The organism is Dyella sp., from assembly GCF_035685805.1.
GTDB lineage: Bacteria > Pseudomonadota > Gammaproteobacteria > Xanthomonadales > Rhodanobacteraceae > Dyella_A.
The window spans coordinates 167,615-190,191 of sequence record NZ_DASSAB010000030.1 but is presented as its reverse complement, the minus strand read 5'-3'; the positions used below and the strand labels follow the sequence as shown (position 1 = coordinate 190,191).

General features: G+C 69.6%; 20 protein-coding genes. 11 read left to right on the top strand and 9 right to left on the bottom strand.

Going from position 1 to position 22,577, the window contains the following annotated elements:
* Nucleotides 1-42: 42 nt before the first annotated feature.
* Nucleotides 43-1,176 (top strand): saccharopine dehydrogenase family protein, encoded by a 1,134-nt coding sequence (locus VFG40_RS07120; RefSeq protein ID WP_324896360.1) that lies wholly within the window; start codon nucleotides 43-45, stop codon nucleotides 1,174-1,176.
* Here VFG40_RS07120 and VFG40_RS07115 read toward each other — a convergent pair.
* The 5 genes from VFG40_RS07115 to rpmB all read right to left on the bottom strand — a co-directional run bounded on the left by VFG40_RS07115 (nucleotide 1,158) and on the right by rpmB (nucleotide 3,315).
* Entirely contained in the window at nucleotides 1,158-1,568 is a 411-nt protein-coding gene (locus tag VFG40_RS07115; RefSeq protein ID WP_324896358.1) for a thiol-disulfide oxidoreductase DCC family protein, read from the bottom strand. The two genes, VFG40_RS07120 and VFG40_RS07115, sit on opposite strands and share 19 nt — an antisense overlap.
* Nucleotides 1,558-2,142 (bottom strand): DUF4166 domain-containing protein, encoded by a 585-nt coding sequence (locus VFG40_RS07110; protein WP_324896356.1) that lies wholly within the window; start codon nucleotides 2,140-2,142, stop codon nucleotides 1,558-1,560. Before VFG40_RS07110 ends, VFG40_RS07115 begins: the two co-directional genes overlap by 11 nt.
* A 3-nt stretch (nucleotides 2,143-2,145) precedes the next feature.
* Nucleotides 2,146-2,679, bottom strand: coding sequence for a DUF3016 domain-containing protein (locus tag VFG40_RS07105; RefSeq protein ID WP_324896354.1), 534 nt, complete (start codon nucleotides 2,677-2,679; stop codon nucleotides 2,146-2,148).
* Nucleotides 2,680-2,899: 220 nt separating this feature from the next.
* Nucleotides 2,900-3,067, bottom strand: coding sequence for a 50S ribosomal protein L33 (gene rpmG, locus VFG40_RS07100; RefSeq protein WP_017463578.1), 168 nt, complete (start codon nucleotides 3,065-3,067; stop codon nucleotides 2,900-2,902).
* Between the two features lie 11 nt (nucleotides 3,068-3,078).
* Complete coding sequence (gene rpmB, locus VFG40_RS07095) at nucleotides 3,079-3,315, bottom strand: 50S ribosomal protein L28 (RefSeq protein WP_324896349.1); 237 nt, start codon at nucleotides 3,313-3,315, stop codon at nucleotides 3,079-3,081.
* Between the two features lie 324 nt (nucleotides 3,316-3,639).
* Here rpmB and secB point away from each other — a divergent pair, with 324 nt between their 5' ends.
* From secB to VFG40_RS07080, 3 genes are all read left to right on the top strand, one after another.
* Nucleotides 3,640-4,146 carry a protein-export chaperone SecB gene (gene secB, locus VFG40_RS07090; protein ID WP_324896347.1) on the top strand — a complete coding sequence of 169 codons (507 nt, stop codon included), beginning with the start codon at nucleotides 3,640-3,642 and terminating at the stop codon, nucleotides 4,144-4,146.
* Nucleotides 4,147-4,153: 7 nt separating this feature from the next.
* Entirely contained in the window at nucleotides 4,154-5,179 is a 1,026-nt protein-coding gene (locus VFG40_RS07085) for an NAD(P)H-dependent glycerol-3-phosphate dehydrogenase (protein WP_324896345.1), read from the top strand.
* Between the two features lie 91 nt (nucleotides 5,180-5,270).
* A complete protein-coding gene (locus VFG40_RS07080) occupies nucleotides 5,271-8,294 on the top strand; it encodes a DEAD/DEAH box helicase (RefSeq protein WP_324896405.1) in 3,024 nt (1,007 codons plus the stop codon).
* Nucleotides 8,295-8,298: 4 nt separating this feature from the next.
* Here the strand turns inward: VFG40_RS07080 and VFG40_RS07075 are convergent, their stop codons facing one another.
* The 4 genes from VFG40_RS07075 to VFG40_RS07060 form a co-directional block, all read right to left on the bottom strand.
* Entirely contained in the window at nucleotides 8,299-8,643 is a 345-nt protein-coding gene (locus VFG40_RS07075) for a hypothetical protein (protein WP_324896343.1), read from the bottom strand.
* A 100-nt stretch (nucleotides 8,644-8,743) separates the two neighbouring features.
* The gene (locus VFG40_RS07070) at nucleotides 8,744-9,427 is read right to left on the bottom strand and encodes an HAD family hydrolase (RefSeq protein ID WP_324896341.1); all 684 of its coding nucleotides are present in this window, start codon (nucleotides 9,425-9,427) and stop codon (nucleotides 8,744-8,746) included.
* Nucleotides 9,428-9,499: 72 nt separating this feature from the next.
* A complete protein-coding gene (gene glk / locus VFG40_RS07065; RefSeq protein WP_324896339.1) occupies nucleotides 9,500-10,519 on the bottom strand; it encodes a glucokinase in 1,020 nt (339 codons plus the stop codon).
* Between the two features lie 71 nt (nucleotides 10,520-10,590).
* Nucleotides 10,591-11,943, bottom strand: a complete 1,353-nt coding sequence (locus VFG40_RS07060; protein WP_324896337.1) for a GH1 family beta-glucosidase — start codon at nucleotides 11,941-11,943, stop codon at nucleotides 10,591-10,593.
* A 126-nt stretch (nucleotides 11,944-12,069) separates the two neighbouring features.
* Between VFG40_RS07060 and VFG40_RS07055 the strand changes: the two genes are divergently transcribed.
* The 7 genes from VFG40_RS07055 to VFG40_RS07025 all read left to right on the top strand — a co-directional run bounded on the left by VFG40_RS07055 (nucleotide 12,070) and on the right by VFG40_RS07025 (nucleotide 22,573).
* Complete coding sequence (locus tag VFG40_RS07055) at nucleotides 12,070-13,158, top strand: ABC transporter ATP-binding protein (RefSeq protein ID WP_324896403.1); 1,089 nt, start codon at nucleotides 12,070-12,072, stop codon at nucleotides 13,156-13,158.
* Between the two features lie 76 nt (nucleotides 13,159-13,234).
* Nucleotides 13,235-13,900, top strand: a complete 666-nt coding sequence (locus VFG40_RS07050; RefSeq protein WP_324896335.1) for an ABC transporter ATP-binding protein — start codon at nucleotides 13,235-13,237, stop codon at nucleotides 13,898-13,900.
* A complete protein-coding gene (locus tag VFG40_RS07045) occupies nucleotides 13,884-15,779 on the top strand; it encodes an HlyD family secretion protein (protein ID WP_324896333.1) in 1,896 nt (631 codons plus the stop codon). Before VFG40_RS07050 ends, VFG40_RS07045 begins: the two co-directional genes overlap by 17 nt.
* An 8-nt stretch (nucleotides 15,780-15,787) precedes the next feature.
* Nucleotides 15,788-17,029, top strand: coding sequence for an efflux RND transporter periplasmic adaptor subunit (locus tag VFG40_RS07040; protein ID WP_324896331.1), 1,242 nt, complete (start codon nucleotides 15,788-15,790; stop codon nucleotides 17,027-17,029).
* Nucleotides 17,029-18,261 carry an ABC transporter permease gene (locus VFG40_RS07035; RefSeq protein WP_324896401.1) on the top strand — a complete coding sequence of 411 codons (1,233 nt, stop codon included), beginning with the start codon at nucleotides 17,029-17,031 and terminating at the stop codon, nucleotides 18,259-18,261. The genes VFG40_RS07040 and VFG40_RS07035 overlap by 1 nt, the downstream gene beginning before the upstream one ends.
* A gap of 100 nt (nucleotides 18,262-18,361) precedes the next feature.
* Entirely contained in the window at nucleotides 18,362-19,360 is a 999-nt protein-coding gene (gene hemB, locus VFG40_RS07030; protein ID WP_324896329.1) for a porphobilinogen synthase, read from the top strand.
* 156 nt (nucleotides 19,361-19,516) lie between these two features.
* Nucleotides 19,517-22,573, top strand: a complete 3,057-nt coding sequence (locus tag VFG40_RS07025) for a TonB-dependent receptor (protein ID WP_324896327.1) — start codon at nucleotides 19,517-19,519, stop codon at nucleotides 22,571-22,573.
* Nucleotides 22,574-22,577: the final 4 nt, after the last annotated feature.

Genomic DNA, 22,577 nt, shown 5'->3' with positions numbered 1-22,577 from the left:
AAAGCCCGCCGCTGGCGGGCTTTTTTTTGTCCGGGGGACATGATGGGGTTGCGAGTCCTGCTGATCGGCGCGACCGGCGTGTTCGGCTCGCGCATCGCCCGGCGCCTGGCCGGTGACGCCACCGTGGCGCTCACGCTGGCGGGGCGCCACGGGGAGTCACTGGCCCGGCTTGGCGACGTGCTGGGCGACCGCACGGTGGCGACGGCCGTGCTCGACGTGCAGGCGCCTGATCTGGTCGCCGCGCTCGGCGCCCACCGGCCGCAGCTGGTGATCCACGCTGCCGGCCCGTTCCAGCAGCAGGACTATCGCGTGGCCGAGGCCTGCATCGCGCTGGGCAGCGACTATGTCGACCTCGCCGACGGGCGGGCCTTCGTATGCGGCATATCCACGCTGGATGCGCGGGCCCGCGCGGCCGGTTGCGTCGTGCTGAGCGGCGCGTCCAGCGTGCCGGCGCTGAGCGGCGCCGTGGTCGATGCGCTGGCGCCCCGCTTTGCCCAACTGCACGCGATCCGCAGTGCGATCAGCCCGGGCAACCGTTCCCCGCGCGGGGACGCCACGGTGGCGGCGATTCTCGGCTATTGCGGACGCCCGGTGCCGGTCTGGCGCGACGGCCGCTGGCAGACCGGCTATGGCTGGAGCGACCACCGCCGGCAGCGTTTCGCCACGCTGCGACGCCCGGTGGCATTGTGCGACGTGCCGGATCTGGCACTGTTCCCGGCGCGCTACCACGGCGTGCGCACGGTGGAGTTTCGCGCGGGGCTGGAGCTGGGCCTGCTGCACTGGGGCACGTGGGGCGCGGCCCTGCTGGTGCGGCTGGGATGGGTGCGCGACCTGCCGCGGCATGCCCGGGCACTGCGGCGCCTCAGCGAGCGTTTTGTCCGCTTCGGCTCCGACGTGGGCGGCATGGCGGTGGAGCTGGAGGGCGTGGCCGTCGACGGCTCGCCGCTGGCGCTGCGCTGGTGGCTGGAGGCCGGTGCGGGCGACGGCCCGGAGATTCCCGCCATGCCGGCGGTGGTGCTGGCCCGTCAGCTCGCTGCCGGCCGGCGCCCGCGGGCCGGGGCGCGTGCGTGCCTGGGCGAGCTCACGCTCGAGGCCTTGTTGAATGCGCTGGCGGCGCTGGACGTGCGAAGCGGGGTGGCGTCGACCGCGCGGGCGGATCAGTCGAGGAAGCGGTGAGCCTGCGCCGGATCGGGCATGCGGCAGCTGCTGCGCTGGCCGAACAGCCGGTAGCGATGGCGGGCGATCCAGCGGTATAGCGCGTCGCGCAGCGGTCGCGGCACGGTGCGCAACAGCACGGCGGGAATCCGCCAGAAACCGCCGAGCTGGGCGAGGATCCGGCCAATCGCGTCGGTGTCGGTGTGGCCGAGGCCGTCCTGCACCAGCAGCAACGAGGCCGGATCGTCCGGCGACAGACCGTGCGCGGCGAGCAGGCGCCGCCCGTGCGCGCCCTGCATCGCGGCAAGGCGAAAGCGGTGCTGCCGGTCGTGGCGCAGGATGAAGTCGACCCAGCGACTGCACAGCACGCACACGCCGTCGAACACCACGATGGACGGATTGTCATGCGGCATCGGCGATCTCCAGCCAGCCATGGTACGCAACCAGTTGTCCGATCAGTGGCACCCGCGCGTCGATGCGGAACTCGTAGCGTCCGTCGCAGGCACCGCTGCGTGCCAGCACGCGCCCGTGCAGGCGACGCGGCAGCGGCAGCCCTAGCACGTGGACCTGGCGCAGCTGCCAGTCGATCGTCTCGCCCTGACGCTGCAGCGCGAACCGCAGTGTCACCGGCCCCAGGCGCTCGCGAAGCAGGGTGGAACCGGCGCGGTCCAGCCGCGAGTGCATGTGCCGGGTCGCGAACCGGCGCGTCCAGCTTTCGTGCTGACCGGCGCGGGTGATCGTCAGGCCGATCGGCTGCGCAGGCCCCGGCCGCGGCAGCCCCAGCACCCGGCGCAGCACCCGCGCGAGGGGGCCCGGGGCGCCGTGCACCTCGGCAAGTCCGTGTGCCTGTATGCAGGCAGCGCCGTCGTGCATGCGCCTGACCGGCGCGGCGAGACAGTGCCAGTCTTCGCCCAGCAGATCGTGGAACAGCGAGCCGGTGCCACCCGCGGCGCCGGGCTCGGCCGCTGCGCCTGGTCGTGGGTCCATCGGTTACAGCTCCGTCGCGCCCTTGCGCAGCCAGCGATCGATCAGCGCCTTCTCGTAGCGCAGGTTGCTGGTCGAGGTGGCCTGGGTGGTGCTGTTCAGAAAGCCGGGATCGCGCAGGCGGCGGTTGCCTTCGCGCAGCACCGTGCCGCTGGCGTCGGTGAGTTGGAAGTGCAGATCGATCCGCGGTGGGTAGATGTCCTTCACGATGCGCACGTCCGACAAGCTCGGCCCGCGCCACGGCTCGAACGCGCCGGCGCGGTCGACGTCGGTGATCACGATCTTGAGCTGCTCGCCCGGGGCGAGCAGCTTGCCCGCGCGCTGTTCGATATAGCTCTTGAGCGAGCCGAGGTAATCCTCGCTGGCACGCGCGGGTGCGAATGCCCGCACCTCGCGGGTCTCGGCGAATCGCTCGGGGTGGTCGTAGCGCACCGACACCGGCACGTCGGCCGGCGCGGCCTGGGTGGATGCGGAGGCGTCCAGCGCGGGCGTCGACGCCAGCGCAGTGAGCAGCAGGACGGACAGGAACGTACGGGCCATGGCACATCTCCTCGGTGACTGGAGGCACCTGGCGGGCGCGGCCGTGGGGATGCGGCAGGCGCTCCGGTGCCGGCGGGGGAACCCAGCATAGCGCGCGCCGTGCGCCCGGCGGCGCTGCTCCCGAAGCCAAAAAAAACCCGCCACGGGGGCGGGTTCTTCCGAAGTGCAGATCCGGCTCTCGCCGGCAGCGGGATGGCCGGCCGCGCGAGCGGCCGTCACCTCACTTGATCTTGCCTTCCTTGTAGATCACGTGCTTGCGCACGACCGGATCGTATTTCTTGAACTCGAACTTTTCCGGCGTGTTCTTCTTGTTCTTCTGCGTGGTGTAGAAGTGGCCGGTGCCGGCCGAAGAGATCAGGCGGATCTTGTCCTGGGTCTTGTTAGCCATGGTCTAGCTCCTCAGATCTTTTCGCCGCGGGCACGCAGCTGGGCAATCACGGCCTCGATGCCATTCTTGTCGATGGTGCGCAGAGCGTGGTTGGAAACGCGCAATTTGACCCAGCGGTTCTCGCTGGCGACCCAGAAGCGACGCTCATGCAGGTTCGGCAACCAGCGGCGACGGGTCTTGTTGTTGGCATGCGAGACGTTGTTGCCGGTCTGCACACCCTTTCCGGTGACTTGGCATACACGGGCCATGATGACCTCCGTATTAGTGGTGTAACGCCCGTTGGCCAGGGCGACATCGGCCCAGCGGCGCCTTGGCGCCACGCGATGCTGGAGAGGTGCAGCTTTCGAAGATGGCCGTGAGGTCCGCATCGCGTCGCGGACGGCCCGAATCGTCGGGCGGCAAGGATCGAGCCGCGCATTATCAGCCAAAGCCGCGCAGTTGCGCAATCCTTGACCAGCGGTGGCGCCCACTGCCGGCGTGACGGCCCGCGGACTTGTATGGAACAATCGCGGTCTTTGCGCATTCCGCTTGCCCGTTCCGGGGCTTGCCCTTCTTGAGACGAGGAAATTCCGATGGCAGACGTCACCACCAGCGGCCAGGCCAACGGCCAGGCCAACCAGCCGCAGCTGATGCTGCAGAAGATCTACGTCAAGGACGTCTCGTTCGAGGCGCCCAATGCGCCGCAGGTGTTCCAGGAGATCAGCGAGGACGGCGAGCAGCCGCAGGTGCAGCTCAACCTCGGCCAGCGCGCCACCGATCTGGGCAACGACCTGTACGAAGTGGTGCTCAGCCTCACCCTCACCTGCACCCTGGGCGAGCGCACCGCGTACCTTGCCGAGGTCCAGCAGGCCGGCCTGTTCGGCATTGCCGGGTTCAGCCGGGAAGATCATGCCGGCATCGTCGGCAGCTACTGCCCGAACCTGCTCTTCCCGTACGCCCGCCAGGTGATTTCCTCGCTGGTGCTGGAGGGCGGCTTCCCGCCGTTCCTGCTGCAGCCGATCAACTTCGATGCGCTGTTCGCCGAACAGATGCGCCGCAGCGCCAGCGGCGGCGACGCGGCCCCGGCACTGAACAGCTGATCCATCCATGAGCACGCGACCGACCCTGGCGGTACTTGGTGCCGGCTCCTGGGGCACGGCACTGGCGGCGCTCACCGCGCGCAACGGCGTTCCCACCCGGCTGTGGGGACGCGACGCGCAGGCGCTGGCGGCGATGGCGCAAAGCCATCGCAACCAGCGCTACCTGCCCGATCTCGAGCTTCCGTCGTCGCTGCGCTACGAGAGCGACCTGCGCGAAGCCCTGCGCGGTGTCGCCGTGGTGCTGATCGTGGTGCCCAGCCACGCCTTCGCGGCGATGCTGGACGAGATCGCTCCGCTGCTCGAGCCCGACGCGGCCATTGCCTGGGCGAGCAAGGGATTCGAGCCGGGTACCGGTCGCTTCCTGCATGAACTGGTGGCCGAAAAGCTGCCCGGCCGGCCGGCCGCGGTGGTCACCGGACCGTCCTTTGCCAAGGAAGTGGCCGCCGGATTGCCCAGCGCGGTGACCGTGCATTCGGACGATCAGGCCTTCGCCAAGGAACTGGCGGGGCTGCTGCACGCGCCGAACCTGCGCGCCTACTCCGGCAGCGACGTGCTCGGAGCAGAGCTCGGTGGCGCGATGAAGAACGTGCTGGCGGTCGCCACCGGTGTCGCCGACGGCATGCAGCTGGGCCTCAACGCCCGTGCCGGCCTGATCACCCGCGGCATGAACGAAATGCTGCGGCTGGGCATGGCGCTGGGCGCCAAGCCGGAGACCCTGATGGGCCTGTCCGGCCTGGGCGACCTGGTGCTTACCTGCACCGGCGACCTCTCGCGCAATCGCCGGCTCGGCCTGGCGCTGGGCAAGGGCGTGGCGCTGGACGAGGCGGTGCGCCAGATCGGCCAGGTGGTGGAAAGCGTGCTGACCGCCGATGAAGTCGCCCGGCTGGCGCAAAAGCACGGCCTGGACCTGCCGATTGCCAGCGGCGTGCGTGCCGTGCTGCACGGCGAAGTCACGCCGGTGGAAGGGCTGCGTGCACTGATGGCGCGCGAGCAGAAGCCGGAATATCCGCAGGGCCTGTTTCCTTCCGCCTGACTGCGGCCGCGCGGGCGTCGATCGCGCCTGCGCACGCGAGGGCACGGCTTGCTAAGCTCAGGGTTTTGATCGCCCAGCGGATCGCATGCCGATGCAGCAACCGGACGACAAGCAGCCAGGCGACACCTCCCCCTCGCGGGCCGGCACCTCGCCCGCGCTGCCGGCGGTCTGGCGTCGCGTGCTCGATCCCCTGGTACCTGCCGCCGCGCACGAGCACGGCGTGCTGGGGTTCTTCCTCGAGGTCATCCACGAAGAGGGCAGCCCGGGTGGTCGGCTGGACCTCGCCCCGGTCGTGCTCGCCGTGGTGGAGCACGGGCGCTTCGCGCGGCCCGCGCCGCTGGACAGCCGGCACCTGGTGAACGCGCCGCTGGAGCCGCACGAGCAGCGGCTCGCCGCCACCGTGCTGGGATTGCCGCAAAGCCTGCGCAAGGGCCGCAGCTATGCGCGCCTGAGCGGCCACGTCGGCGACGCGCTGCTGGCCGAAGTGCTCGATACCGCACCGTGCTTTCTCGGTGGCCTGGGCGGGCTGCGGCTCTCGCGCGGCAAGTCCCATCAGCTCAACTGGCACTGGCAGCTGGAGCCGGACGGCAGCCAGCGACTGCTGCCCACGTTGCCGAATGGGCAGCGCCTGCTGCGCGTGGACGGGCTCTGGTATCTCGACGCCGAGCGCGCCGAGCTGGGTCACCTGGAAGCGCCGGCCGAAGAGACCGGCTGGCTCGACCTGCCGGCACTCAAGCACGACGACAGCCATCGCCTGCGCAGCGCGCTGCCGCGCAGCCGGCTGGCGCAGCGCGTGCCACTGCCGCAGGTGTTCGAGGATCTGCGCCGCGAGGATCTGGCACCCAAGCCGGTGCTGACGCTGCACGCGCTGACCCGTCATGCCCGCCTCGCCGCCGGCACGCCGCCGTTGGCCTACGCGCGGCTGGCCTTCGACTACGCCGGCGAGCGCCTCCCCGGTCGCGGTGGCGAGCCGCTGGTGCGCCGCGTGCGCAATGGCCAGTTGGTGGAAATCGTGCGCCGCCGTGCCGATGAGCTCTCCGCGATGGAGCAGCTCGAGCGCGCCGGCCTCACGCCCGGCGTCGACACCGAAGGCCTGCCCTGGGACCTTGCCGACACCCTGCCCGAGGACGCCTGGCTGTTCCCGGGCAAGGGCTATGCCGGCGCACTGGAGGTCAACACGCCGGCGCGCTGGCTGGCGCTGCGCGCGCGGCTGGAGACCGAAGGCTACGTGGTGGAGTACGCGCCGAGTTTTCCGTTCGAGGTGCTGGAAGGCCCGGTGCGCTGGTACGGCAACGCCACCGAGGACGCCGACGACCACGCGTTCGACCTGGAAATCGGCATCGAGGTCGAAGGCAGGCGGCACAATCTGTTGCCGGCCGTGGCACAGGCGCTGGCCGAGCACCAGCTCAACCTGAGCCCGGCGCCGAACGAGCCCGACGATGCCGTGTGGTATGCGCCGGTGGACGACCGCCGTCGGGTGCCGGTCAAACTCAAGGAGCTGCGCGGCCTGCTGGCGCCGCTGGCCGAGTACCTGGAGAAGCCCAGAAAACAGCTGCACCTGCCACGGGTGCAGGCGGGCCGGCTGGAAGAGCTGGCCGACGCCTTGCCCAGCGGTGGCGAGCTGCAGGCACCGGAGCAATTGCGCGGTTTCACGGCCCGGCTGCGCGACGCCGCCGACCGCGCCAGCGACGCGGTACCCGAAGGCCTCACGGTGGAGTTGCGCCCGTACCAGCGCGAGGGCCTGCGCTGGCTGAACGCGCTGGCCGAGGCCGGCGTGGGCGGCGTGCTGGCCGACGACATGGGGCTGGGCAAGACGCTGCAGCTGATCACCCATCTGCTCGCGCTGAAGGAGCGCGGCGCGCTGGCGCAGCCGGCGCTGATCGTGGTGCCCACGAGCCTGATCCCGAACTGGCAGGCGGAGTGTGCGCGTTTCGCGCCGTCGCTGAAGGTGCTGGCGCTGCACGGCCCGCAGCGCAGCGGCGACTTCTCCCAGCTCGGCGCGCAGGACATCGTGCTGACCAGCTATGCACTGCTGCCGCGCGACGTGGTGACGCTGCGCAAGCAGCCGTTCGCGCTGATCGCGCTGGACGAGGCGCAGCAGGTGAAGAACCCGCGCACCCAGGCGCGTCGCGCCGTGCTCAGCCTGCGCGCGCCGCGCTGCATCTGCCTCACCGGCACGCCGCTGGAAAACCACCTGGGCGAGCTGTGGTCGCAGGTCGACCTCGCCGTGCCGGGCCTGCTCGGCGACGAGGGCGCGTTCCGCCGCCACTACCGCGGCCCGATCGAGAAGCAGCGCGACGAGGAATGCCAGGCCCGGCTCAACCGTCGCCTCGCCCCGTTCATCCTGCGCCGGACCAAGAGCCAGGTCGCCTCCGAACTGCCGCCGAAGACCGAGATCACCCGCCGCGTGGTACTCGATGGCCGCCAGCGCGAGTTGTACGAGAGCCTGCGCCTGTCGCTGGCCGACGAGCTGCGCCAGGTGATCGCCCAGCGCGGCATCGCGCACTCGGGCATCGTGGTGCTCGATGCGCTGCTGAAATTGCGCCAGGTCTGCTGCGATCCGCGGCTGGTCAAGCTCGAAGCTGCGCGGGGCGTGCGTGATTCGGCCAAGTTCGAGCTGCTGATGGACATGCTGCCGGCGCTGCTCGCCGAAGGGCGCAAGGTGCTGCTGTTCTCGCAGTTCACCGAGATGCTCAAGCTGATCGCCAACGAGCTCGACCGCCGGCGCATTTCCTACGTCACGCTCACCGGCGAGACGCGCGATCGGGCCGAGCCGGTACGGCAGTTCCAGGACGGCGAGGTGCCGCTGTTCCTGCTTTCGCTGAAAGCCGGTGGCGTGGGGCTCAACCTCACTGCTGCCGACACGGTGATCCACTACGACCCGTGGTGGAATCCGGCCGCCGAGGCACAGGCCTCCGATCGCGCGCACCGCATCGGCCAGGACAAGCCGGTGTTCGTGTTCCGCCTGATCACCTCCAACACCGTCGAAGAGCGCATCGAGGAGCTCAAGCTGCGCAAGGCGGAACTGGCCGATGCGGTGCTAGAGGGCGGCGGCACACGCGAGCGGCTGAGCTTCGACCAGGGCGATCTGGACGCGCTGCTGGCCCCTGGTTGAGCGCTCAGTGGGTGCTCATGCGCGTGCGCAGCAGCGCGTCGACCGCCTGCTGCCACGAGGGCGTGCCCGGGCTCAGCGGCGGCGCCTCCTGTCCCAGTTGCTGCTGCACCGCCTGATTCCATGCGGGCGAACCGTAGGCGGGCGCGCCCTGGTCCACGCCGATGCCCAGCTGCTGATCGACCCACGCGTACCACGACGGCGAGCCGAGCTCGGCGCGGGAGTCGGCTCGCGCCTGCGCGCGCGGCGTGGGAGCGTCGTGCTGCTCCGGCGGCGGAGATGGCGTGGGCGAACAGGCGGCGAGCGCCGCGGCTGCGGCAAGGGTGACGAGGCGAAGCGGGACAACGTGCATCGGATGCTCCGGAAGCGGCGAACGCGGACCTTCGAGGCTACCGGTCGGGCGTTCAGCACGCGTCAGCACGGCGCGAAAAAGCCGTTCGTAAGCGGGTCGCTCAGTCGCGCGCGGCCACCTCGTCGACATGCTTGAGCAGGTCGGCGGGATCGTCGTAAACACGCAGCGCCCCGGCCTGCTGCAGTTCCTCGCGGCCGTAGCCGCCGGCGAGCAGGCCGATGCCGATGGCGCGGGCGCGCTGGGCGGCGAGCATGTCCCACACGCTGTCGCCGACCACCAGGGCGTGGCGAATGTCGAAGTCCAGCCGCGCCGCCGCCGTGAGGAACAGATCCGGATCGGGCTTGGCGTGGCGCACCTGGTCGCGGGTGATCACCGGGACCCGAGAGGGGTCCACGCCCAGCGCCTCGAGGTTGGGTGCGGCCGTCTCGATCCGCCCGCTGGTGGCGATCGCCCAGGGAATCTGCTGCTCGGTGAGGTACGCCAGCAACTCGCGGGCGCCCGGCAGCGGCTTCACCGAGCCCTGCGCGTGCTGGCGGTTGAACGCTTCGGCGTGGTGGCGGCGCAGGCGCTCCAGCCGCTCGGGCGTGATGTCCAGCGCGGTCTCGCGCAGCAGCATGTCGGCGAACAGCCCCCCGCTCATGCCGATCTTGCGGTGGATGCGCCACACCGACAGCTCCACGCCCTCGGCGTCGAGCGCTTCCTTCCAGGCCAGCACGTGCTGGTAGACGCTGTCGACCAGGGTGCCATCGAGATCGAACAGGAAGGCGGTGTCGCTGCGCGGCATGGGGTTCTCCGTGACGTGTCGGGTCGGCGGATCAGACTGCCAGTGCCGGCGTGACGACGGCGCGGGTGCGGCTCAGCGCCCCAGCAGCGGTCGACCGGACTCCATCACCGCCAGCGCGGCGGCACCGAGCAGGCCCGGCTCCGGGTTCATGATCGCCTGGGTCGGGACCTTCTCCATGATGTCGCGGAAGCGGCCCTTGGCCTCGAAGCGCTCGCGGAAACGCCCGCGTTCCAGCCACGGCAGCAGGATCGGGATCAGCCCGCCGGTGAGGTACACGCCGTTCCATGCGCCCAGGGTGAGCACCAGGTCGCCGGAAACGCTGCCGAAGATGCCGGCGAACGTCTCCACCGTGCGGGTGCACAGCGGGCAGCTGTCGTCCTTGGCGCGGGCGGTGATGTCTTCCGGCTGCAGGTCGTCCGCCTTGGCGCCGACCATGTGGCAGATCGCGTCGTAGAGATTCACCAGCCCCTTGCCGCAGATCAGCCGCTCGTTGGAGACGCGGCCGTACTTCTGGTTGAGGTAGTTGAGGATCGCGATGTCCTCCGGCGAATGCGCGGCGAAGCCGGCATGGCCGCCTTCGGTCTGCAGCACGCTGCAATGGCCGTCGCGCACCAGCAGGCCGCCCACGCCCAGGCCCGTGCCCGGCCCGACCACGGCAAAGGTCTGCTCTTCTTCGGCCCCGATCACCGGCCGCGGCAGCGTGCCGACGTCGACCAGGTCGTTGCCCTTGAGCAGGGTCACGGCCATGCTTTGCGCGGCGAAATCGTTGACCAGGTGGACCCGGTCCAGATTCAGCGCGGCGGCGGTCTGGCGGGCCGAGATCGCCCACGGATTGTTGGTCACCTTGACCGTCTCGCCGTCTTCGATCCGCCCGGCGGCCGCCACGATGGCGCGCTTCACGCTCAGCCCGGTGTCGGCCAGGTACTGACGCGCCGTCGATACCAGCGACTCGTGCTCGGCGACCCGGTAGCGGCGCACGCTGTCGGCCAGCAGCGGATCGCGTCGCGACGGATCGGCCACCCCGAAGCGCACATTGGTGCCGCCAAGGTCGACCAGCAGGGTGGGAACGGTAGCGTTGGCGTCAGCCGACATGCGAGAGCCTTCAACACAAGCGAATAGGTAAGGGTGCACCGCACCCGCGCGCACGTCCAGTAGGCGCTCGCTCAGGCATCGAGCACTGCGCCGCGGCTGGCGATCACGCGGGCGTAGAAATGGGCGCTGGCCTTCGGTGTGCGCGCCAGCGTGGCGAAATCCACGTGGTACAGGCCGAAGCGCTTGGCGAAGCCGAGCGACCACTCCAGGTTGTCCATCAGCGACCAGGCGTAATAGCCCTTCACGTTGGCGCCGGCGGCCATCGCCGTGTGCAGCGCGCGCAGGTGGCGGCGCAGGTAGTCCACCCGCAGCGGATCCTCCAGCACCGCACCCTCCACCGTCGGCGGGTCGTAGAACGCCGAGCCGTTCTCGGTGATGTACAGCGGGATGTCGCCGTAGCGCTCGCGGAACGCCATGAGCGTGTCGACCAGGCCCTGCTCGAACACTTCCCAGCCGGTCTCGGTATGCGTGCGGTGGGGCTGACGCACCGCCGCGGCCCGCAGCGGCTGCTGTGCCGGATCGTCTTTCACCACCGCCCGCGTGTAGTAGTTGATGCCGACGAAATCGACCTTCTGGCGTGTCAGCGCGAAATCTCCGGCGGGGATCTCCGGCCAGGCCGCGCCGAAGCATTCCGCCAGCTGCGGGGGATAGCTGCCGCGCAGCGCCGGATCGGCGAACTGCAGGTTCATGTAGGCGTCGGCGCGGGCAGCGGCGGCACGATCGGCCTCGCTCTCGCTGGCCGGATATTTCGGCTCGATGTTGAAGACCACGCCGATCTCATGCCGGCCCGTCGCGCGATAGGCCTGGATGCCGGCGCCGCTGGCGCGCATCAGGTTGTGCGCGGCGATCGGCGCCTCGTACAGATTGCGGTGGCCGGGTGCGAGCGTGCCGTGCAGATAGCCGCCATCGGTCACCACCCATGGCTCGTTGAGCGTGGTCCAGCGTGGGACACGGTCGTCCAGCGCGCGGAACATCACCTGCGCGTAGTCGGCGAACCAGTCGGCGCTGTCGCGGTTGAGCCAGCCGCCGCGGTCGTCCAGCGCGGCGGGGAGATCCCAGTGGAACAGCGTGGCGTTGGGCGAGATGCCTGCCTCCAGCAGCGTGTCGACCAGCCGCGAGTAGAAATCCAGGCCCGCCGCGTTGATCCGCCCGGTGCCCTCGGGAAGCACGCGCGCCCAGTTGATGCTGAAGCGATAGCTCTTCAGGCCCAGTGCCTTCATCAGCGCCACGTCGTCGCGGTAGCGGTGGTAGTGGTCGCAGGCAATGTCGCCGTGGTCGCCGTTGGCCATCATCCCCGGGGTGTGCGCGAAGCGTTGCCAGATGCTCGGGCCGGCGCCATCGGCCAGCGGCGAGCCCTCGATCTGGTAGGCCGAGGTGGCGGCGCCCCAGACGAAATCCGCGGGGAAGAGAAAGCGTCCTGTCATCGCTGGATTCCCGGATGCCGCGATGCGGCTTGATGTAAACGATTACATCGCGAGAATAGCCGAACGCTTCCACGCGATGCACCATCGTCCATGATGGTGCCCGGGCGGCCCGATGCGGAGATCTCGATGGCGGTGGTTCGACTGGAGGCGCTGCGCAAGGTCTATCCGAACGGGCACGTCGCGGTGGCCGACGCCAGCTTCGAGACTGCCGATGGCGAGCTGCTGGTGCTGGTAGGGCCCTCCGGCTGCGGCAAGACCACATTGCTGCGGATGATCGCCGGGCTGGAGTCGATCAGCAGCGGCACGCTGCGCATCGACGGGCGCGTGGTCAATGCGCTGCCGCCGAAAGACCGGGACATCGCCATGGTGTTCCAGAACTACGCGCTGTATCCGCACATGACGGTGGCGGAAAACCTCGGCTTCGGGCTGCGCCTGCGCGGCCACCCGCGCGAGGCAGTGGCGCAGCGGGTGCGCGAGGTGGCGCAGGTGCTGGAGCTGGAGCCGCTGCTGGCGGCGCGGCCCGGTGCGATGTCTGGTGGGCAACAGCAGCGCGTGGCGCTGGGCCGTGCGATGGTGCGCGATCCGAAGCTTTTCCTGCTCGACGAGCCGCTGTCCAATCTCGATGCGAGGCTGCGGCTGTCCACGCGGGTGGAGATCGCCCGCCTGCATCGCCGGCTCGGCGCCAGCATGATCTACGTCACCCACGACCAGATCGAGGCGATGACGCTGGGTCAGCGCATCGTGGTGCTCGACCGCGGCGTGATCCAGCAGATCGATACGCCGATGAACCTCTACCGCCGGCCCGCCAACCGGTTCGTCGCCGGTTTCCTCGGCAGCCCGGCGATGAATTTCCTGCCCGGCACGCTGCACATGGATCACACCGGCACCGCGCTGCACGGCCCCCACGGCAGCCTGGCGCTGCCGGCCCTCGCACTGCCGCAGGCGTGGCACGGACGCACGGTGACACTGGGCGTGCGCCCGGAGGACCTGCATCCGGTGGCGGCCGCCACCCCCGCATCGATGGCGGCGCAGCTGGAAGTGGTCGAGCCGGTCGGCAACGAGGTGTTCGTCAACCTGCGCATGGGCGACACGCCGCTGGTGGCGCGCATGCCGCCGTGCGACCTGCCGGCGCCGGGCAGCGTGATGCACGTGGCGCCGGCGCCGGCGCAGCTGCATTTCTTCGACGCCGACACCGGCGCGCGGTTGTCCGGCTGAGGGTTGTCAAAGCCGGCGGCAGCGGCAAGACTGGCCGCAGAAGACAGTCGACGGGGGGTCGACGAACGTGGTTCGCATGGAAGCCATCACACGCCGCTATACCGTCGGCGATCAGGCCATCGCGGCGCTCGACGGTGTCAGCTTCGAGGTGCCGCAGGGGCAGTTCGCCGCCATCATCGGGCCCTCCGGTTCCGGCAAGTCGACCCTGCTCAACATGCTCGGTTGCCTCGATCGCCCCGACAGCGGCCGCTACCTGCTCGACGACGTCGACGTATCCACCTTCGATGACGAACGCGCCAGCGATTTCCGCAACCGGCGCATCGGATTCGTGTTCCAGTCGTTCCACCTGCTGCCGCGGCTGACGGTGCTGGAGAACGCGCTGTTGCCGCGGCGGTTCCTGCGCGGCGTCGACGACGGGCTGGCCGAGCGCGCTCGTGACCTGCTGGTGCGGATGGGACTGGAGCGCCACCTGCAGCACCGCCCCGGCCAGCTTTCCGGCGGCCAGATGCAACGCGTGGCGATCGCGCGCGCGCTGCTGATGCGTCCGGCGCTGCTGCTGGCGGACGAGCCGACCGGCAACCTTGATTCGCGCAGCGCAGCCGACGTGATGTCGTTGATCGCCGAGGTGCATGGCGACGGCCAGACCGTGGTGCTGGTGACCCACGACGCCGAGGTCGCCGCGCGTGCGCAGCGGCAGATCACCCTGCGCGACGGGAGGATCGAGCTTGATTCGGCGGCGTGAGCGGGGCATCGCCCTGGCGCTGATGTGGCTGCTGGCGGGGCCGGCGTCAGCCACCGTGTTCAGCGGCGAGGTGCGGATGCTCGACGCGCAGGCCATTGACACGCCGCCGTCGCTGAGCTCGCCGGTGGTGCTGCGCTACTACATGCCTGACGGCGCCCAGGCCAGGCCCGGCGACGTGGTGCTGCGCATCGACGCCGGCTCCGCCGAGGCGCAGCTGCGCAACCAGCGCGCCGAGCTGGTGCAGGCGCAGGCCAAGGCCGCCAAGGACATCGCCGACCTGGAGCTCAAGCAGTCCGACGCCGAACTCGCCCTCGCCGACGCGCAGGCCGAGCGCGACACCGCAGCAGTGGATGCGGCGCTGCCGAAGACGCTGCTCTCCGCACTCGACTACGACCGCTACCAGAGCGAGATGCAGCGCACCGACCGCGCGCTGGAGCTCAAGCGCACCGAGGCGGCGCAGGCGCAGGCCGCCGTGGCACGCCGCCGGAAGGACGCCGCGCTGGAGCTGGAAAAGAAAACGCTGTCGCTGACCTTCCTCGCCGACCAGGTGAGCTCCGCGGTGGTCAAGGCCACCCGTGCGGGCACCGTCGTGCACGGTTTCGACAACCTGTTCGGTGCCGGCGGGCGTTACGAGGAAGGATCCACCAGCTACCCCGGGCAGACGGTTGGCGAGGTGATTGGCGGTGGCCATCGTTACGCCGTGCGTGCCTGGGTTCTCGAGCCGGACCGCAGCGGCCTGAAGGTGGGGCAGGCGGTGGCGCTGAACGTCGACGCGCTGCCGGGCACGCCGCTGGCCGGCACCATCGAGGCGATTGCCGGTGCCGCCAGCGCACGGCCGGAGTGGGGCGAGGGCCGCTACGTGCAGGTGGACATCACCCTGCCCGCGACCACCGCGATGGCGCTGCGCGCAGGCATGAGCGTGCGGGTGGATACCGACGCCGCGGCACCGATGCCCGCGACGCGGTCGATCGACGACGGCCCGCTGGATATCGATGGCGAGATCTTTGCCCAGCGCAGCCTGGCGATCTCGCCGCCGGCCGTGGATGGCCTGTGGCAGCTCACCGTGACCGAGATGGCCGGGGATGGCGAGACCATCGCCAAGGGCGCGCCGCTGGTGGTGTTCGACCCGACCGAGGTCAACAAGAATCTCACCGCCAAGCGCAGCGAGCTGGCCGAGAAGCTGCGCAAGCAGGAACAGTTGAAACTCGATCTGGCCGATCGCGCGCGCGATGTCGAACTCGATACCGCCAAGGCCCAGGCCGAGCTGGACAAGGCGCAGCGCAAGGCCAACCAGCCGCAGGCCTACGTGCCGGGCGTGCAGTACGCCAAGCTGGTGATCGACCGCCGCAAGGCCGAGCGTCGTCTCGCGCTCAGCCAGCAGCGCGCCCGCGTGGCGATGCGCGCGCGCGCCGCCGAGCAGCAGCTGGCCGACGCGGAGGTCACTCAGTTGCAGAGCCAGGTGACCGAGCTGGTGGCCGCGCTGGCCTCGCTCACGGTCAAGGCGCCACGCGCCGGCATCGTGCTGCACCAGAGCGGCTGGAACGGCGACAAGATCGACACCGGATCGCAGGTCTGGATGGGCCAGTCGGTGGCGCAGATGCCGGACCTCTCCACCCTCGCCGTGCGCGCAGCGCTGCCCGAGCGGGCACTGTCGCGCGTGCATGAGGGACAGCGCGTGCAGGTGGTGATCGCCGGCGGTGGCGGGCGCCGGCTCGCCGGCCGCATCGTCGAGATCGGCCACACCGTGCACAGCAAGTCGCGGGTGGAGGCGGTGCCGGTGGTCGATCTGCTGGTGCATCTGGACGCCGGCATGCAGGGGCTCAAGCCCGGACAGGCGGTGCGGGTCAGCGTGCAGGACGACGCGGTGGCAAGCCGATGAACAAGCTCATGCGATGGCTCCCCGTGCTGCTGGCCCTGGGGCTGGCTGGCTGCGCCGACCCGGCACCGGATGCGGCGGTGCTCGAGACCGTGCATGCCGCGCCGCTGGAATTCAGCGTGCAGGGCGAGGGCGAGCTGCGTGCCGCCAAGTCCACTGCGCTGCTGGTGCCCGGTCCGATGTGGACGCCGCGGCAGATCACCTGGATGCTGCCCGACGGCAGCCCGGTCGCGAAGGGCGCGCTGGTCGCACGCTTCTCCGCCGAACAGAGCAAGCAGGATCTGGCCCAGGCGCGCATCGACCTGGAGCGCAACCTGCTCGCGCGGCTCGGCAAGCAGGCCGAGCTGGACGACAGCCGCGGCAAGCTCGGCGTGGACCTGACCCAGGTGGCTGGCCAGCTGGCGATCGCCCAGCGCTATGCCAACGCCGGCCCCGAAGCGATGGCGCGCAACGACATTCTCGATGCCGTGCAGGACGCCCACTACCTCGGCGTGCGCCAGGGCATCCTGCAGTGGCGCGAGCAGCAGTCGAGCCAGCGTGGCAACGCCGAGCTGGCCGTGCTCGATGCGCAGCACGCCACCTTCGATACGGTGGCGAAGCAGAAAAAAGCCGACCTCGACGCGCTCGAGCTGCACGCGCCACACGATGGCGTGCTGGTGCTGGAGAAGAGCTGGAGTGGCGAGGTCGCGCACACCGGTGGCAGCCTGTATGCCGGCAGTCCGTTCGGCAGCCTGCCGGACCTGGCCGCGCTGGAGGTGCAGCTGGCGGTTCCGCAGATCGAGACCCAGGGCATTCGGGTTGGCGACCGCGTGGAGCTGCATCCGTGGGGCGCGCCCGACCAGCGCGTCACCACCACGCTGAGTTGGGTCGCCGCCGCCGCCCAGTCGCGCAGCCGGCAGAACCCGGTGAAGTACCTCATGATGAAGGCCGCCGTGCCCGCCGATGTGGCGCGCCGTTACGGCTGGACGCCGGGCCAGCACTTCGTCGGCAAGATCGTGTTGCTCAAGCTCGCGCGCGGCCTGAGCGTGCCGAACGTGGCGCTCGGCAGCGGCGAGCAGGGTCCGAGCGTGCAGCTGCTGGTGGACGGCCGGCCGCAGCGGCGCAGCGTGACGCTGGGCGTGCGCGGTCCGACCCGTGCACAGGTGCTCGATGGCCTGGCCGAGGGCGACCGCATCGTCCTGGGTGCTGCCGCGACGCCGCCTGCGTCAGCGCCCGGCGCGCCGGCGACGCCGGCCGGGAAGGTGGCGCCGTGATGCTCTCTCCGGCGTGGCGCGAGGCGGTCGAGGCGCTCTGGCGGCGCAAGCTGCGTACCCTGCTGACCCTGCTGGGCATGATTTTCGGCGTGGCGGCGATCGTGGCGATGCAGGGCGTGGGTGCCGGCAGCCGGCGCGAGGCGCTCAAGCTGGTCGAGAGCCTGGGCCTGCACAACCTCATCGTGGAGGCCAAGACGCAGGACGCCGACAGCCTCAAGGAAACCCGCGCCCGCAGCCTCGGACTAACCGTGGCCGACGCGCGCGCCGCGCTCGACGTGGTGCCTGCCGCGGACGATTACGCGGCCGAGAAGCGGGTGCGCCGCTGGGGCGTGTTCAGCGATGCGGGCCGCAGCGAGGCGGAAGTGAGTGGCATCAGTCCGGCCTACTTCAAGCTCGCCTCGCTGCGCGTGGCCGCCGGTCGCGCGCTCGACGCCAACGACGATCAGCGGCTCGCGGCAGTGGCGGTGCTTGGCGCGCAGGCGGCGCACGAGCTGTTCCCCGACGGCAAGCCGCTGAACCGGCTGATCAAGGTCAACCAGGTGTGGCTGCGCGTGGTCGGCGTGCTGGCCGATCGCGACCTGGGCAAGGACCAGTTCGAAGGCGTGGCGCTGGGCGCGGATGCCGATCGCGTATTCGTGCCGCTGGGCAGCGCGCGGGCGCGGTTCCGTTTCCAGCCGATGGAAGACGAGATCGACCGCTTCCTGCTGCGGCTGCGCACGCCCGACCAGCTGGCCATGGGTGCGCGCGTGCTCGGCCAGGTGCTGGACCAGCGCCATGCCGGCGCCGGCGACTACCGCTTGGTGGTGCCGCAGCAGCTGTACCGGCAGAACCAGAAGACCCAGCGCATCTTCTCCATCGTCATGGGCTCGATCGCCGGCGTGAGCCTGCTGGTGGGCGGCATCGGCATCATGAACATCATGCTGGCCAACGTGCTGGAGCGCCGCCGCGAAATCGGCCTGCTGCGCGCGATCGGCGCCCGACGGCAGGACATCGTGGCGCGCTTCCTGCGCGAGGCGGTGGTGATATGCGCCTCCGGCGCATTGATCGGCCTGCTGTTCGGCGCATTGCTGGCTTACGCCATCGCCGCTTTCGCCGGCTGGCAGGTGGCGTGGGAGCCGCTGGGCATTCTCGCCTCGGTGCTCGCGTGCCTGCTGATCGGCATCGCCTTCAGCATCTACCCCGCGCGGCAGGCCGCGGCGCTGGATCCGATCGCGGCGATCCGCGACGAGTAGTGCGCACCGCCGGCAGCGGCCGCCGCGATGGTCGCAGTCGGCGTGGGGCCGGCCGGTCGCATCGTAGAATGCACGCCTTGGCCTACCTGCAGGACCGTCCATGAGCTACCCCGCCATCCGCCCCCGCCGCATGCGTCGCGATGCGTTCTCCCGCGCGCTGATGCGTGAAAACACCTTGCTGGCGAGCGACCTGATCATGGTGGCGTTCGTGATCGAGGGCGAGAACCGGCGAGTGGACGTGCCCTCGATGCCGGGCGTGCAGCGGCTGTCGATCGACCTGCTGCTGGAACTGGCCGGTGAGTGCGTGGCGCTGGGCGTTCCCGCGCTGGCGCTGTTCCCGATCACCGATGCGCCCAAGACCGAGGACGCCGCCGAGGCGTGGAACCCGGACGGCCTGATGCAGCGCGCGGCGCGCGCGCTGAAGGCGAAGTACCCCGAGCTCGGCCTGATCGGCGACGTGGCGCTGGACCCGTACACCAGCCATGGCCAGGACGGCCTGATCGATGAGCACGGCTACGTGATGAACGAGCCCACCATCGAGGCGCTGGTGAAGATGTCGCTGGCGCAGGCCGCCGCCGGCATGGATTTCGTGGCGCCGTCGGACATGATGGACGGGCGCGTCGGCGCGATCCGCGAGGCGCTGGAAGAGGCCGGTTACATCCACACGCGCATCCTCGCCTACTCGGCCAAGTACGCCTCGAGTTTTTACGGCCCGTTCCGCGATGCGGTCGGTTCGTCGGCCAATCTCGGCAAGGGCAACAAGCACACCTACCAGATGGACGTGGGCAACGCCGACGAAGCCCTGCGCGAGGTGGAGCTGGACATCCACGAGGGCGCCGATGCCGTGATGGTCAAGCCGGGCCTGCCGTACCTGGACGTGCTGCGCCGGGTGAAGGACGCCTTCGGCATGCCGACCTTCGTGTACCAAGTGTCGGGCGAGTACGCGATGCTCAAGGCGGCGTGCCAGAACGGCTGGCTGGACGAGAAGGCCGTGGTGCTGGAGACGCTCACCGCGTTCAAGCGTGCCGGTGCCGACGCCATCCTCAGCTACTTCGCACTCGACGCGGCGCGCTGGCTGCGCGACGACAAGACAACCTGACTCCGGCCGGTTCGGCCGCCGTGCGACGCAGAAAATTGCTGCGGCGCAGGATGACAGCGCTGTCAATCCCTGCAATAAGGTCGCCCAGACGGTCACCGTCGGCTGCGCGCTGCGCGGTACAAGAAGATTCTGGGGATTCACGGGGAGGTTCATTCAATGAAGCAGAACGTACGCATGCCGCGGAAGCGCCTGGTCGTTTCCGCGGTGCTGATGGCACTGTCTGGTGCAGTGACAGCGCAGTCATCCGATCCGGCACAGGACGCGTCGAACAACCGGCAGAACAAGCCGGCGGCGCAGATCGTCCCCGGCAACGCCAATGCCACCAGCAAGGACACCACCGAGCTGCAGACCGTGGTGGTCACGGGCATCCGCAGCTCGCTCGAATCGTCGGCCAACCTCAAGCGCGACGCGCAGGGCGTGGTCGACGGCATCGTGGCCGAGGACATCGGCAAGTTCCCGGACACCAACCTGGCCGAGTCGCTGCAGCGCATCTCCGGCGTGTCGATCGACCGTGTCAACGGCGAAGGCTCGCGCGTGACCGTGCGCGGCGTCGGCCCCGACTTCAACCTGGTGCTGCTCAACGGCCGCCAGATGCCTACCTCGAGCATCCTGGATACCGGCGCGTCGAACTCGCGGGCATTCGATTTCGCCAACCTCGCCTCCGAGGCGATCTCCGAAATCGACGTCTACAAGACCAGCCGCGCCAGCACGCCCGCCGGCGGGATCGGCGCGACCATCAACATCAAGACCGCCCGCCCGCTGGATAACCCCGGCACGCACGCCAGCTTCGGCGCCAAGGGCGTGTACGACTCCTCCAACCAGAACGTTCCCGATTCCTTGCGCGGCAGCAAGGTGACGCCGGAGGTGTCAGGCATCTTCAGCACCACCAGCGCCGACGGCAAGTTCGGTGTGGGTATCAGCGCCAGCTACCAGGAGCGCGAGTACGGCTTCAGCCAGGTCGGCGTGGGCAACGGCTGGCGCACCTTCCACGGCGACGAGAACAACTGGGGCACGATCCCCCAGGCGGGCGCGGCGGGTTCGGAGAACATCACCAACCGCCCCGGCCCGAACGACATCTACTCGGTGCCGCAGAACCTCAACTACAACGTCAACGGCGTGAAGCGCCAGCGCACCAACGGCCAGCTGGTGCTGCAGTACAAGCCGACCGACGACATCACCACCACGCTCGACTACACCTACTCCGAGAACAAGGTGCAGGTGCAGCGCAACGAGATGTCGGTGTGGTTCAACTTCGGCCCGTCCGCCAGCTCCTGGACCGACGGCCCGGTGGCTGCGCCGCTGGTGTACTCGGAAATCATCAACCCGGCCAACAGCGACCTGGCCATGGGCGGCGGCAAGAGCGCCACCAAGAACAAGAACAACTCGCTGGGCTTCAACACCGCCTGGCGCGTCACCGATTCGCTGAACCTGGGCCTGGACGTGCACCACTCCACCGCCGAGTCCGGTGCGGACAGCCCGTTCGGTTCCAACAGCGTGCTGGGCACCGCGGGTTTCTTCCGCGGCACCACCACGGTGGATTTCAGCCGCGATTTCCCGGTGCTCAACGTGCAGTTGCCGGCGGGCCAGACGGCGATCGATCCGTCGCAGATGCTGGTTACCGGTTCGTCGTTCCGCAACAGCTACATGAAGTCCACCGTGGACCAGCTGCAGCTCACCGGCGACTTCACTTTCGAGGACTACTCGCGCCTGGACTTCGGCGTGGGCGAGACCAACGTGAAGAACCGCTCGGCCTACTCCAACGTGCAGCTCGACACCTGGGGCGGCGCCACCAGTCCGGCCGACTACCCCGACTCGGTATGGCACCTCGATCACATGGGCCAGTATTTCGACCAGTTCAGCGGTCACGACGATCCGAACTTCACCGACTCGTTCTTCACCTGGGACTTTGACCAGGTGCGCCAGCTGGCGGAAAACGCGTGGGTGGCGGCGGGCCACAGCGCCTCGGACTACTACGCCTCGCCGGTGTTCACCACCGATCGCCGGGTCAAGGAAAAGTCCAAGAGCGCCTACCTGCAGTGGAGCCAGACCTACGACATCGGCATCCCGCTGAACATCGCCGCGGGCGTGCGCTACGAGAAGACCGACGTCAGCTCCAGCGCGCTGGTGCCGACGGCCACCGGCATTTCCTGGGGTTCGGCGAACGAGTTCACCCTTCTGAAGAGTGGCTCGGGCTTCACCCACCTCACCGGCTCGTACAAGTACGTGCTGCCGAGCCTGGACCTGAGCCTGGACCTCACCGACCAGATGAAGCTGCGCGGCAGCTACGGCGAGACCATCGGCCGGCCGGGCTGGGGCGACATCCAGGGCGGACAGACCCTGGACGACCTGGTGCGCGTGGACGGCGGCACCGGCGGACAGGGCAACCCGGCGCTGAAGCCGCTGCTCTCGCACAATTTCGACGTGTCGTTCGAGTGGTACTACGCCGAGGGCAGCTACGCGTCGGTGGGCTATTTCCGCAAGAACATCGACAACTACGTGGGCACCACGCAGGTGGTCGAGCAGCCGTTCGGCCTGCACACGCCGGTCGGCGGCGCCTACTGGAACGCAGCGCTGGCCAATGGCTGTCTGCAGTCGGACGTGGTGTGCATCCGCAACTACATCTTCGCCAACTACAACGGCCAGCCGGGCGTGACCCAGACCGGTACGGACAACACCGGCAATGCCACCGGCACGATCGTGGGCCAGCCCGGCGATCCGGTGGCGAACTTCCGCATCACCACGCCGGCGAACCAGCAGTCGGCTTCGCTGGATGGCTGGGAGTTCAACATCCAGCACCTGCTGGGGCAGAGCGGTTTCGGCGTGTCGGCCAACTACACGCTGGTCAACTCGGGCCTGACCTACGACAACACCGTGATCGGCCAGCAGTTCGCGCTGGAAGGCCTGAGCGATTCGGCCAACGTGGTGGCGTTCTACGACAAGGGGCCGTGGCAGGTGCGGGCGGCATACAACTGGCGCGGCAAGTTCCTGACCGGTCGCTTCGACGGTGCCGGCCCCAACCCGGTGTACACCGCACCGTACGGGCAGCTGGACATGAACATCAGCTACGCCTGGGACGACCACCTGTCGTTCGCGCTGGAAGGCATCAACCTCACCAACCAGACGCAGCGGTTGTACGGCCGCAACGAGCGCCAGCTGGAATTTGCCACGCAGACCGGCGCGCGCTACATGTTCGGCGTGCGTTACAAGTTCTGATGTC